Source organism: Enterocloster bolteae, from assembly GCF_002234575.2.
Lineage (GTDB): Bacteria > Bacillota > Clostridia > Lachnospirales > Lachnospiraceae > Enterocloster > Enterocloster bolteae.
The window spans coordinates 694547-708190 of the sequence record NZ_CP022464.2 but is presented as its reverse complement, the minus strand read 5'-3'; the positions used below and the strand labels follow the sequence as shown (position 1 = coordinate 708190).

Here is a 13644-nt window from a genome sequence, read left to right as displayed (position 1 = left end):
AAATATTGTACTTATATTATATCATTGCCATAAGCTGATTTCAATTTATTTGATGCCGCAATCGTTCGTATATACGTTTTTTCCAGCTTTTCATTTACTAAATCTCTTTATTTATCAAGGAATTCTCCCCCTTCCACCAAAAATCAGAGCAAATAAAAAGCAGATTCCGAAGAACCTGCCGTCTATCATATAATGATACTTAATAATCAGATTTTAAAACCAGTTTTAGTACACTCCCCGCTGTCTTTTGCATTGGAACATGTAGTCCCCGGTGCTCCTCAAAAAAGGACCGGCCCCAAAAGGCCGGTCCTGCAATCCTTAATTAATGTAACACCTTCACATCCAATATAACATACCCAATATCAGCTGCCAATTAATAGAACAGTCTGTTCACCGCACTGAATATGCCGCGGAGGGAAGCCCTTGTGATGTTGGAGCTGATACCCACGCCGTAAGTGGCCTTGCCTGTCACCTGGTCTACCAGATGGATGTAGGAAGCAGCCTCTGCACCGGAACCGGATGCCAATGCGTGCTCACTGTAGTCCAGAACCTTAATCTGGATGCCCAGGGCATCCTCCATGCCTCTCTGAACAGCATCAATAGGTCCGTTTCCAACGCCCTCAAATGTCTTCTCAATACCGTGATCTGAGTAAGTCACCTTAGCCAGTGTTGCAAACTCGCCGTCTCCTGTCTCCGTATCGGTTATGCGGCATTTTCTGAAGTGCATGGGTTCCTTGCGCTCCAGGTAATTTTTCTTGAATTCCTCCATGATCTGCTCAGGTGCAACCTCACCCTGCTGCTCGGAAATCTTCTGGATGACATCTGCGAATTCCTTGTGCATACCCTTTGGCAGCTTGAAGCCATAGAAGGTATCCATGACAAAGGCCACGCCGCCCTTTCCGGACTGGCTGTTGATACGCACGATTGGCTCGTACTCCCTGCCGATATCGCTGGGATCGATAGGAAGATATGGAACCTCCCAGTACTGTCCGTTTCTCTCATGAAGGGCCTGCATACCCTTGTTGATGGCATCCTGATGGGAACCGGAAAATGCAGTGAACACCAGCTTGCCGGCATAGGGATGTCTGGGCGGAATATCCATCTTGGTGCAGCGCTCACATACATCTGCAATCTCACGGATATTCTCAATGTTAAGTTCAGGGTTGATTCCCTGTGAGAACATATTATATGCAACTGTCAGTATGTCCACATTACCGGTACGCTCCCCGTTGCCGAAAAGAGTACCCTCCACCCTGTCGGCTCCTGCAAGGAGGGCCAGTTCTGTGGAAGCCACACCCTCTCCCCTGTCATTGTGGGGATGGATGCTTAATATAATGCTTTCCCTGTTCTTAAAATGTGTATTCATCCATTCGATCTGGTCCGCATACACATTAGGGGTGGTCATCTCCACTGTGGACGGGAGATTAATGATAATGGGATTTTCCCTGGTGGCGCCCCAGGTCTCCTGCACCGCTGTACAGATATCAAGGGCAAAATCCAGCTCTGTGCCGGTAAAGCTCTCAGGGGAATACTCCAGACGAATCTGGGTATCGCAGTCAGCCATATACCGCTGGACCATCTTGGTTCCTATGACGGCTATGTCCTTTATATCTTCCCTGTCCTTATGGAACACCACATCCCTCTGTAAGGTGGATGTGGAATTGTAGATATGTACAATGGCCTTCTTAACACCTTCAAGGGCCTCAAAGGTCCTCTTAATCAGATGCTCGCGGCACTGCACCAGCACCTGGACCTCCACGTCATCCGGGATGAGCTTGCGCTCCACCAGGGTGCGTAAGAAATCATACTCAATCTGTGATGCGGCAGGAAAGCCAACCTCGATCTCCTTAAAGCCCAGCTTCACAAGAAGGTTGAACATCTCCACCTTCTCCTCCACCACCATAGGCTCCACAAGGGCCTGGTTGCCGTCCCTTAAGTCCACGCTGCACCATATGGGAGCCTTCATAATCTCCTTATTCGGCCATGTGCGCTCCGGGAAATCCACCACAGGGACCCTCTTATATCTTTGATAATTTAACATAATTCATTCCTCCATTCTGTTCATCTGATTTCAGGCGCCTGAAAACGCCTGGTTCCGTCCATATTCCAATCTCACTTCATACGGTGTCCTGTTCCACTTTAAGGTGATATTTGTATCTTCACTCCTGTTTTGAAACTTCACTTGTGTCCTCAGCCCATTCCGGGCAGTCGCTCAATAACACCGTAATGACGGATGATGAACAGCACGACTCTTACTGGTTCAGCCCCATTTCACATCATTCCTTTGCTCTGAAAATCGCTGGCCGTAAGGACGCAGGCCCCTGTCAGGGCCATACGGTAAATGCAGAAATCCCGGAGCACGGCGCTCCGGGATTTCTGTTGTCCTCTTAGCAACGTTATCTAATTATAGCACATTTCAAAATAACTGACAATAAGGAGTCGCCGGTTGACTATTCTCAATAGTTATGGCTTTTATTCCTCTGTTTCATAAAATGTACTCCAAGACTACCTCTTTCATTTTCAGGGAATCGCTCACAGCACCTTGCATACGGCCCTAAATGCAATGCCCCCGGTCCTTCATAACCTGGATTACCTGGTCCACATATGTCTCGCAGGTCTGGATATCAGGCGCCTCCACCATGACGCGTACCACCGGCTCGGTTCCTGACTGGCGCAGCAGGATTCTTCCGTCGCTGCCCAGGCTCCTGGTCACCCTGGCCACCTCAGCCTGCACTGCCTCGTCATCCTGGGCTGTCTTTTTATCCTTTACCCGCACATTCTTAAGTACCTGAGGGTAAATCTCCACCTCAGAAGCCAGCTTATCAAGGGGCTGCTTTTTCTCCAGCACCACCTCCATCACCTTTAGGGAGGTAAGGATTCCGTCTCCTGTGGTGGCATGTTTGCTGAATATAATATGACCGGACTGCTCTCCGCCCAGACAGTGCCCGGTGGCGGCCATGTTCTCATACACATATTTGTCCCCCACCGCCGTCTTCACATAGGCAATGCCTTCCCGGTCAAATGCCTTATATAATCCGAAATTGGACATGATGGTGGTGACTACCGTATTATTGAACAGGCTTCCCTGCTCCTTCATGTATTTGCCGCAGATGTACATGATGCTGTCCCCGTCCACCACGCGGCCGTTCTTATCAACCGCAATGCACCGGTCCGCATCGCCGTCATAGGCAAATCCTATATCGCATTTCTCATCTGCCACAAACTTCTGGAGATGTTCGATATGGGTGGAGCCGCAGTCCGTATTGATGTTCAGTCCGTTGGGCTCATTGTTCATCACATGTGTCTCCGCACCCAGGGCGTCAAACACGTTTTTGGCAATGGCGGACGCGCTTCCGTTGGAACAGTCCAGGGCCACCTTCATGTTCTTGAAGGAACGGGTGGCAATGGATATAAGGTATCCGATATAGCGGTTCCGGCCAGCTGCAAAGTCCACGGTCCGGCCAATATGTTCCCTTTTTGCCAGCGGGATCTCTCCCATCTCCCCATCGAGATATTTCTCAACCTCCAGGATAACGGACTCTTCTAGCTTCTCGCCCTTCTCGTTGATGACCTTGATGCCGTTGTCGTAAAATGGGTTGTGGCTGGCAGAAATCATAATTCCGCAGTTAAATCCCTCGGTGCGCACCACATAGGACACGCTGGGGGTGGTGGTGACATGCAGCAGATATACATCCGCGCCTGAGGCTGTCAGCCCCGCCACCAGGGAATATTCAAACATGTAGCTGCTGCGTCTGGTATCCTTTCCGATAACCACCCTGCAGCGCTCATCCGGCGTCTTCTGTCCATAGTACCAGCCCAGGAAACGGCCTACCTTGTAGGCGTGCTCCACGGTCAGGTCCACATTGGCCTCACCGCGGAAGCCGTCTGTCCCAAAATATTTTCCCATTGTTATTCATTCCTCCCTGTCTTGTTATTAAAGCCCCCGTTACATGGCTTTGCCGCAGCCGTTCCGCCCCGGTTTATGCCATCCCGTTGTCCTTAAGAGCCTTCAGGTAACGCTCCAGCGCATTCTGCCATGAGGGCAGACGTTCAAAGCCGTTCTCCGTCAGCTTTTCCTTACTCATACGGCTGTTGGAGGGCCGCTTTGCCTTGGCAGGGAAACCGTCTGAATCCACAGGGGTCACCTTCACCTCATCCATGCCGGCCTGGCGGAATATCTCACACGCAAACTCATACCAGCTGCACAGCCCCTCGTTGGTGGCATGGTAGCGCCCGTACTTGTCTGTCTGAATCATATCCACCAGAAGGCGGGCCAGGTCGTAGGTATATGTGGGGGAACCAATCTGGTCATTTACAACGGATACAGCCCCCTTCTCCTTCCCCAGACGGAGCATGGTCTTAATGAAGTTCTTGCCGTTGACGCCAAATACCCACGCGATGCGCACAATGAAATACTTCTGTACATTCTGCTCCACCGCAATCTCGCCCTCATACTTTGTCAGTCCGTACACATTAAGGGGTTCTCTGTGATCATCGGGCTCCCATGGCCGTTCACCGCCGCCATTAAACACATAGTCCGTGCTGATGTACATCATCTTGATATCCATGGCCTTGCAGACCCTGGCTATATTGCGTGTCCCCTCAGCATTGATTTTACGGCACAGTTCCAGGTTATCTTCTGCAGCATCTACTGCAGTATATGCTGCACAGTGGATAACTGCGTCTGGTTTTTCCTGAGAAATCACAGTTTCACACGCTGTGCGGTCCGTGATATCCATTTCCTCCACGTCCACACCGAATCCCTCAATGCCGCGAAGGGCCAGTTCATCCATCACGTCATGGCCCAGCTGGCCTTTTACACCTGTTACCAGAACTTTCATAATCCATTTACCTCCGTTCTTAATAATGGCCGGCGAAGGACAGGAATTCCCGAAACGGACACGTCTCACAAACGTGCTCCGGGGCATTTCCCTCCTCCGTCAGCCACATGTTTACCTACAGGCGGCTGCCGTACATCTTATCGAAATAATTGCTGTACTCGCCGCTCAGTATATTCTTCCACCAGTCCTGGTTGTCCAGGTACCACCGGATGGTCTGCTCAATTCCTGTATCAAAATTATACGTTGGCTTCCATCCCAGCTCTGTTTCTATCTTGGTCGGGTCAATGGCATAGCGCATGTCATGGCCGGGACGGTCTGTCACGAACTTAATCAGGCTCTCAGGCTTATCAAGTGCCTTCAGAATGGTCTTTACCACTTCCAGGTTGGTGCGCTCATTATGCCCGCCGATGTTATAGACTTCCCCCTCGCGTCCCTTGTGGATAACCAGGTCAATGGCCTGGCAGTGATCCGCCACATGCAGCCAGTCGCGCACGTTCTCCCCTGTGCCGTATACAGGAAGCTCCTCATCTGCCAGGGCGCGGCTGATAATAAGGGGAATCAGCTTCTCCGGGAAATGATAAGGGCCGTAGTTGTTGGAACACCTGGACACGGTCACCGGCAGGCCGTAGGTCCTGTGGTACGCCAGCACGAACAAATCGGCGCTTGCCTTGGATGAGGAATAAGGGCTGGAAGTGTGCAGAGGCGTTTCCTCTGTAAAGAAAAGGTCCGGTCTGTCAAGAGGCAGGTCGCCGTACACCTCATCAGTGGAAACCTGATGGTAGCGCTTGATGCCGTAGGTGCGGCAGGCGTCCAGAAGGGTTGTGGTTCCCATGACGTTGGTCCTGACAAAGGCCTCCGGGTCTGTAATGGAGCGGTCCACATGGCTCTCGGCCGCAAAGTTTACCACCACGTCCGGCTTTTCCTTCTCAAACAGTTCAAATATAAATTTCCGGTCGGCAATGTCGCCCTTTACAAATTTGTAGTTAGGCTTGTCCTCTACCGGCTTTAAGTTTTCCAGGTTGCCCGCATAGGTCAGCAGGTCCAGGTTGATGATTTCATAATCCGGGTATTTATTTACCATGTGGTGTACAAAGTTGCTGCCGATAAAGCCGGCTCCGCCGGTTACAATAATTTTCATGTATATTTTCCTCCGTTAAAAATCCTGTGGGTGTATCTTATCCACATACTTTCCGTCCAGAACGTCCTTTAAATACTTGCCGTACTGGTTCTTTTTAAGAATCTCATAGGTCTCCATAACCTGTTCCCTGGTAATCCAGCCCCTGAGGTAGGCAATCTCCTCCAGGCAGGCAATCTTGCGGTGCTGATGTGTCTCCACAGTCTTCACGAAGTTGGTGGCCTCCACCAGAGACTCATGGGTCCCTGTATCCAGCCATGTAAAGCCCTGTCCAAGAAGAATCACATCCAGCTCGCCCTTCTCCAGGTAAATGCGGTTTAAGTCCGTGATCTCCAGCTCGCCCCTGGCTGATGGCTTTAAGTTCTTCGCATACTCCACCACCCGGTTGTCGTAGAAATAAAGACCGGTGACACAGTAGTTGGACTTGGGCTTCTCCGGCTTTTCCTCAATGGAAATAGCCTTGCCGTCCCCGTCAAACTCCACAATACCGAAGCGTTCCGGATCGTCCACATAGTAGCCGAACACCGTGGCTCCCTTTTCCTTGTTCGCTGCGGCGCGCAGGCGCTTGGCAAGCCCCTGTCCGTGGAAAATATTATCACCCAGGACCATTGCCACGGAATCGCTTCCAATAAATTCCTCACCGATGATAAAAGCCTGGGCCAGTCCGTCCGGGCTTGGCTGTACCGCATAGCTCAGCTCAATGCCGAACTGGTGGCCGTCGCCCAAAAGAGCTTCAAACCTTGGCGTGTCGTCCGGAGTGGAGATAATCAGGATATCCCTGATTCCCGCATTCATAAGGACAGACAGCGGATAGTATATCATTGGTTTGTCGTAAATCGGAAGCAGCTGTTTGGAAGTCACCTTGGTGAGCGGATAGAGCCGCGTCCCGCTTCCTCCGGCCAGTATAATCCCTTTCATATTTCCTCCTTGGTTCGCTGTAAGCGCGAAAAGACCGCTTAGCGCACGTCTTTACCTGAATTTTTCTTTGTCCAATATATCACACTATCTCTATTTTTTCAAATAAACTGATAAATATTTCGTTATTATTAAGAAGATATCAATATACATAACTACTGAAGGATTTCCACACCGTTACCTACGTCCCCCACTTCACCCACAGGGTTGTCGCGGATGTCCAGATACTCCAGAAATTCCGCCTGTTTCAGAGGGGCCAGGTCCGTTATATAATTGTCCTTAAGGCTGAGTCTTTTAAGGTTCTTAAGACCTGCGGCAAAATTCAGATCCGCCAGCTCGTTGCTGTCCAGGTACAGCTCCTCCAGATTAGGGAAGCGGGACAGGATATCCATATGTTCCCCCAACTTCACATCATCATACCACACACTGGTCATTCCGCCGTAGGATTCTACATAATAATTCTTGTGAAGCTCCATATTTCTGAGGCCCAGCACCCGCAGGCTGGGATTTTCCTTTATCTTGTCAAAGTTTATCTCAAATTTACCGTTATCCAGATACAATTCCTCCAGGCCCTGGTGGTTAAAAATGGAACTCACATCCCCATACACCTCCACCAGGTAGTTATAGCCACTCCAGCCCGTTCCGTCCAGATTACCGGTGAAGTCAGCATATTTAAGTCCTGTCATGCCTTTGAGGAAGTCCAGGTTTCTCAAATTCCCCTGGGAATTCCATACAGAGTAAAATGTAAGCCGTTCCACCCCGGTCAGGGATGAGAGGGCGTCCGCCTGGTCCACATTGCAGTTGTGTATGGAAAGCTCCTTCAGACTGCTAAGCCCCCTGATAGAGGAAATGGACATAAAGCCCTTGATTTCCAACCTTTCCAGGCCGGAGAGGGATGACAGGTCCGGGTCCGGCTGGGACGTCATCTTATCAATGCTTAAGGACGTCAGCCCTGGGGCTGTTCCCACCGGTCCGAAATCCTGCACCTTGTTATTTCCCAATAGCGTCAGGGAGCGCAGAGCGGGCACCTCTGACAGGGAAGCCAGGCTGATGACAGCAGTATCCTCTAACGTAAGGTCCTCCAATGCAGGAAGTCCCTTGATAAAGCCGATGTCCTTAATGATATCCGAATTCAGGTACAGGGATTTAAGACCGCACATCACCGAGATGGCAGAGTAATCCTTCACCCTTATCTTATCCTTGTCCGTGCTGATAATGGAATCAGAGTCCACCGTGTCTTCCAGCGACAGGTAATTAAGACTCTTTAATGGCACCAGCTGCTTTAAGTTGGTGTCGGGATAATCCCGGACAGTCAGGCGTTCCAGATTCTCAAAGGATGCGATTCCCTCCATAGAGGTAATTCCCTTAAGCTGCAGCTCTGTAATCTGTGCCGGGTCGTCCAGCATATCCTTTATGCCGGAAATTTCCACATTTCCCGCTGTGATGCCCTTAAGTTCCTTAAGCCCCTTTAAAGTGCGGACCCTGGACAGCCCTGACCCCAAATCCAGTTTCACCAGTCCTGTAAAAGCCGCCGCGTCCTGGGGCTCCCAGTCCATGGCCCCAAAGGAGGCCGTCTGCACCACCGGCTCCTTTTCGCTGTAAGGGTCGTCGAAGCTGTACCATACCCGGTCTGTTTCCAGGGATGTCTCCACTTTAAGATACCTGACTCCGGCCAGGTCCTCCGGGCTGATTTCCGACGGTTCCTTTTGGAACATCTCCCATGTCATGGCATGAAACAGGGGCGAATCTGCCTTTGGAGCCGTTTCCTCCTCCCGGACTTCCTCCCCTGCTTCCCCTTCCTTCCCCAAGTATCCGGCCGGGCGGGTGTAGGCGGGAATTGACGGCGGAGCGGTCCGCGGCCCGGAGGAAGAACCGGAACCAGAGGACAGGATAAAAGCAGCCAGCAGAACGCCCGCGCAGGCCAAGCCAGCACCAAGGGCTATTTTGGCCCCGTTTCCCTGGTCTTTGCCGGAAGGGGTTGTCTGGTATATATTGTAATTTGTAATATGCTGGACTTTCTCATCGTCCAGCAGGAACTGGCTCCCGCAGTATTCGCATGTTATAAGCTTTGTCTGTGAATCCTCCACCTTAAGCTTACCCCCGCAGGAAGGGCATTTTATCTCTACCATTTTCATAAACACTTTTCCTCTTTGCCTTTGCTGGTAATCGCGGTTTCAAACCGGACCGCTTCGCGGCCTCATATGACACCATTATAATTCATTTCAGGCAGGTATGGCAAGCAGCTTTGCAGTCTTACCGCAGCAGCAAGAGAGGGACAACCCGTGCAGCAGGTGATGTCCCTCTCTCGTTTACCATTTTTTTGTTTTTTATGCCGTTATGCCGTTCTGCCGTTGACCGCCTTCATGAACCGCCCTGCAATCTCCAGCGGCCGGGTGATGGCCCCGCCCACAATGACTGCCCATGCTCCCATATCCAGCATTTTCACAGCCTCCTCCGGCGTGTGGACACGGCCTTCCCCGATAACAGGAATGGGAAGTTCTTCCGAAAGCCGCCTGACCAGCTCAAAATCCGGTCCTTCCAGCCTGGGGGTGTAATCCGTATATCCGCTCATGGTGGTGCTCACCAGGTCAATTCCGCTTTTCCACGCCTGAATCCCCTCCTGATAATCGGAGATATCGGCCATCAGAATCTGATCCGGATATCTTTCTTTGATGGTCCCAATGTATTCCCATGGGCTCAGCCCATCCCCACGCTTCCTGTCTGTGCAGTCAACGGCAATGATGTCGGCCCCTGCCTCCGCCAGGGCGTCCACCTCCCGCATAGTGGGAGTGATATATCCGTCATATCCCTCATACACCTGCTTGATCAGACCGATGACAGGAAGCCCTGTCTCCCTCTTGATTCCCACCACATCCCGCACCGTGTTGGCGCGTATCATGGGGCTTCCGGCCTCTCTGGCCGCCCTGGCCATATAAGGCATCAGGGTACGCTCCGGGTCATAGAGAGGTTCCCCGGGCAGGGCCTGGCAGGAGATGATGAGCTTTCCTTTGATACGGTTAAATAGTTCTGTTTTGTCCATTTCGTTCCAATCCTTTCCCTCCGGCTTTCACGGCCTCTCATCAGCCACAGCCACCTTAACCACACATTTTTTGATATCTTCAGGCTGTTCCAGGCATCCGCCCGGCCCATGAGCCTCCCCTGCCATGCACAGAATAAACCTGCCGGGCCCCATAACGCAGCGTCCCCCTGCTCCAGCACAGGCTGCCGCCTTCTGAAAATCCGGCCGGTATTCCCCAATGGGAGTCACACCGTTAAGGGCCGTCTCTATGACCTCGCAACCGTCTATATCTATCTGGATATCCATATAATCTCTGTGCACTTCATAACTCTCATCCGTCAGCTCATGGGTCCTGGCCTCCATCACCTGCAGAAATACCCTGTCCCCGTCAATCTCCGTCTTTCCCAAAGGAAGGGTGTTTATATCCACAGTCATCAGATAATCAATGGCCTTATCCAGATTCCTGTTCATGCCCCTGTAATTTCCTATATTAGCCAGCAAATCGTATATCATATCAGCAGTATTTCTCCTTTGCGGCTTCTATCATGGCGGCTGCCTCCCCGGCAATGGCCCGGTCGCCATCGCATAAGTCTGTCAGCGGTTTTCGCACGCCTCCTATATCAATTCCCCTGCTGACCCGCAGCACTTCCTTTATCATGGCATACATATTGCAGGTTCCTGAGCAGAGCTTATATATAATTTCATCCGCATCATACTGGATAGCCCTGGCCTCTGCCATCCTGTTTTCTGATACCAGATCATATATCTTTAAAAACAGTTCGGGCATGGCTCCGTAGGTGCCGCCGATTCCTCCATCCGCCCCCATGGCCAGACCGGACACCAGCTGTTCGTCGGGTCCATTGAACACGATAAAATCCTCCCGTGTCTTCATGGCCTCGGCCTTAAACATCTGGATGTCCTGGACCGGCATGGATGAGTTCTTCACGCCTGCCACACGTCCGTTTAAGAGCATTGTCCTTAAAAGACTCATGGTCAGGGCCGTACCGGCCAGCTGGGGTATGTTATAGATAATAAAATCCGTATCAGGCGCTGCCTCTGATATATCATTCCAGTACCCGGCAGCCGAATATTCCGGAAGCTTAAAATAAATGGGCGGTATGGCTGCAATCCCGTCCACACCCAGGGACTGGGCATGGGCTGCCAGAATACGGCTGTCCCTTGTGTTATTGCAGGCAACATGGGCTATGACCGTGAGATGGCCCGCGGCCTCGTCCATCACAGCCTCCAGCGTCTTTTTCCTGTCCTCCACAGACTGGTAGATGCATTCTCCCGAAGACCCGCCCACATAGACGCCCTTCACTCCCTGGTCCACAAAGTACCTGGTCAAGGCCCGCACTCCGTCCCCGCTTACCTCTCCCGCCCTGTCGTAGCAGGCGTAAAATGCCGGGATGATTCCCCTGTATTTGTCAAGCTTCATTCTTATTTCACCCCCGTTATCTCAGAAAGTTTTACCTTCCTGTTCTCAAACCGGGACCTGGTGCAGGCGTCTGCCGTGGCAATGGCGTTCCTGGCAGCCTCCCCTGTAAGCAGGGCCTTAAACTCCTCGTCCGGCTGGGCGCCATGCATGATATTGTTAAAGTACTCCATCTCATCATACATGATGCTGTGAAGCCACATAGGAGGCTTTTTCCCGGGTTTGCCGTACATGATGGCGCCGTCCATCTCCGTGCCGTGATAGATTCTGGTGCGGTCATCATCCTCCTCCTGGGTTTTGTGCATAAGGAAAGGTTCTTCCTTATCCCCCTTCTTAAGGGTTCCTCCGCAGTTGAACATATCCAGGCGGATGGCGCCCTCTGTTCCCTGAATCAGCACATAATGTTCCGGCCAGTGGAAGGCGGATCCGTACTCCAGCACAGCGTATCTGTTATCCCCGTATTCCATGGTGATGAACAGCATATCGTCCTCATCCCCAAACTGCTCTCCGCAGTGGGCCACATTGCCGCCCGCCATGGTCACTTCCTCGGGGCAGCCGCCCATAAGGAACTGGATACAGTCCAGCTCATGGATGTGATGGTAGAGGTGGCCTCCTGATTTTGCCCTTATTTTCTTCCAGCTGACTGAGGGCTGTATATCCTCCCAGCCGTTCCTGGCCGAGTGGCAGTACAGCACCTTTCCTATGACTCCGTCATTAATCATCTTCTTGGCTGTGCGCACGCCCTTAAAAAAGTTCATTACATGGCCTGCCATGAAGGTGACATTGTGGGCAACGCATGCCTCCACCATCTCCACGCAGTCCTGATAGGACAGGGCAATGGGTTTCTCACAGAATACGTGTACCCCGTGCTCCGCCGCCTTGATGACCGGTTCCTTGTGAAGGTAATTGGGGGATGCCACGATTACCGCGTCCACGTCTTCACGGCTGTATAGCCGGTCCAGGTCCGTCTCCGTGTCACAGCCCAGCTCCGCCGCCACTGTACCTGCATTCTCCGGGTCATAGACAGCCACTACCCTGGCCCCCTCCTGCTCCTTCATGATGCGGGCCAGCTCCGCCCCAAAATATCCCGTTCCAACCACTGCATATCCGATTGTCTTCATGACTGTTCTCCTTTACCGTCCATATTTTTCACTTCATGATTTCGCTGAGTTTTACCTTCCTGTCTTCCTTAAGAGACAGGGTGCAGGCGTCTGCCGTAGCAATGGAATTCCTGGCAGCCTCACCGGTGAGAAGGGGAAGGAACTCGTCTGTAACCGGGGCGCCGTGAAGCACATTGTTCAGAAACTCCATCTCTTCGTCCATGATGCCCTGAAGCCACAGAAAGGGCTTTCTTCCCGGCCTTCCGAACTGGTTGCCGTTGTCCCGCTCCGTCTCCCTGTAAATCCGGGTCCTGTCATCGTCCTCCTCTTTTGTGCGGTGCACCAGGAAATGTTCTTCCTTTTCCCCTGTCTTAAGGGTCATGCCGCAGCTGCACATATCAATCTTTATGGCTCCTCTGGTTCCCTGTATCAGCAGATAGTGCTCCTGCCACCGGAAAGCGGAACCATATTCCAGGACCGCATAGCGCCTGTCCGGATATTCCATGGTGATAAACAGCATATCGTCCTCATCCCCGAACCGGTCGTCCCTGTGGGCAGCATTGCCTCCTGCCATGGTCACTGTTTCAGGACAGCCCCCCATAAGGAACTGGACGCAGTCCAGCTCATGGATATGGTGGTACAGGTGCCCTCCTGATTTGGATCGTGTCTTTTTCCAGGTTTCTGATGCACCGGTTCCCTCCCATGCGTTGCGTGCCCCGTGGCAGTAGAGAATGTCCCCGATAACGCCCTGTCCGATGAGTTCCTTTGCCTTTCTCACGCCACGGAAGAAATTCATCACATGACCTGCCATGAATACCACATGGTTTTCCCGGCATGCATCCACCATCTCCCTGCAGTCCTCAAAGCTTAAGGCGATGGGCTTTTCGCAGAACACATGAAGTCCATGCTCCGCCGCGGCCAGCACCGGCTCCTTGTGCAGATAATTGGGTGTGGCCACAATCACCGCCTGTATATCCTTTCTGGATACCAATGATTCCAGGCTGTCCTCTGCATCGCATCCCAGCTCTGCCGCCACCGGACCTCCGTTTTCAGGGTCATAGACAGCCCGTATCTGGGCCCCTGGTTTTGTATTCATGATGCGTGCCAGCTCCGCCCCGAAATAGCCGGAGCCCACCACGCCGTATCCAATGGTTCCCGTTATAGCTTCCATAAAATATAACTCCTTTTCCCTTTCTGTT

At 52.0% G+C, this 13644-nt stretch carries 11 protein-coding genes; all 11 read right to left on the bottom strand.

Features of this window, described 5'->3' with window-relative positions; all coding sequences use genetic code 11:
• Positions 1–373: 373 nt before the first annotated feature.
• Positions 374–2041: a 2-isopropylmalate synthase gene (gene leuA / locus CGC65_RS03425; protein WP_002568330.1), complete on the bottom strand. Its 1668-nt coding sequence runs from the start codon at positions 2039–2041 to the stop codon at positions 374–376.
• A gap of 513 nt (positions 2042–2554) precedes the next feature.
• Positions 2555–3907, bottom strand: a complete 1353-nt coding sequence (gene glmM / locus CGC65_RS03420) for a phosphoglucosamine mutase (RefSeq protein WP_002568331.1) — start codon at positions 3905–3907, stop codon at positions 2555–2557.
• Positions 3908–3980: 73 nt separating this feature from the next.
• On the bottom strand, positions 3981–4841 hold the full coding sequence (gene rfbD, locus CGC65_RS03415) for a dTDP-4-dehydrorhamnose reductase (RefSeq protein WP_007037641.1): 861 nt from the start codon (positions 4839–4841) through the stop codon (positions 3981–3983).
• Positions 4842–4956: 115 nt separating this feature from the next.
• Positions 4957–5979 (bottom strand): dTDP-glucose 4,6-dehydratase, encoded by a 1023-nt coding sequence (gene rfbB / locus CGC65_RS03410; protein WP_002568333.1) that lies wholly within the window; start codon positions 5977–5979, stop codon positions 4957–4959.
• 15 nt (positions 5980–5994) lie between these two features.
• Positions 5995–6894: a glucose-1-phosphate thymidylyltransferase RfbA gene (gene rfbA / locus CGC65_RS03405; protein WP_002568334.1), complete on the bottom strand. Its 900-nt coding sequence runs from the start codon at positions 6892–6894 to the stop codon at positions 5995–5997.
• Positions 6895–7046: 152 nt separating this feature from the next.
• On the bottom strand, positions 7047–9026 hold the full coding sequence (locus CGC65_RS31520; protein ID WP_002568335.1) for a leucine-rich repeat domain-containing protein: 1980 nt from the start codon (positions 9024–9026) through the stop codon (positions 7047–7049).
• Positions 9027–9226: 200 nt separating this feature from the next.
• On the bottom strand, positions 9227–9931 hold the full coding sequence (locus tag CGC65_RS03395) for an N-acetylmannosamine-6-phosphate 2-epimerase (RefSeq protein WP_002568336.1): 705 nt from the start codon (positions 9929–9931) through the stop codon (positions 9227–9229).
• A 27-nt stretch (positions 9932–9958) separates the two neighbouring features.
• A complete protein-coding gene (locus tag CGC65_RS03390) occupies positions 9959–10423 on the bottom strand; it encodes a NanQ anomerase/TabA/YiaL family protein (RefSeq protein WP_002568337.1) in 465 nt (154 codons plus the stop codon).
• 1 nt (position 10424) lies between these two features.
• Positions 10425–11348: a dihydrodipicolinate synthase family protein gene (locus CGC65_RS03385; RefSeq protein WP_002568338.1), complete on the bottom strand. Its 924-nt coding sequence runs from the start codon at positions 11346–11348 to the stop codon at positions 10425–10427.
• A gap of 2 nt (positions 11349–11350) precedes the next feature.
• Entirely contained in the window at positions 11351–12466 is a 1116-nt protein-coding gene (locus CGC65_RS03380) for a Gfo/Idh/MocA family protein (protein WP_002568339.1), read from the bottom strand.
• 28 nt (positions 12467–12494) lie between these two features.
• Positions 12495–13616, bottom strand: coding sequence for a Gfo/Idh/MocA family protein (locus CGC65_RS03375; protein ID WP_002568340.1), 1122 nt, complete (start codon positions 13614–13616; stop codon positions 12495–12497).
• Between the last annotated feature and the right edge of the window lie 28 nt (positions 13617–13644).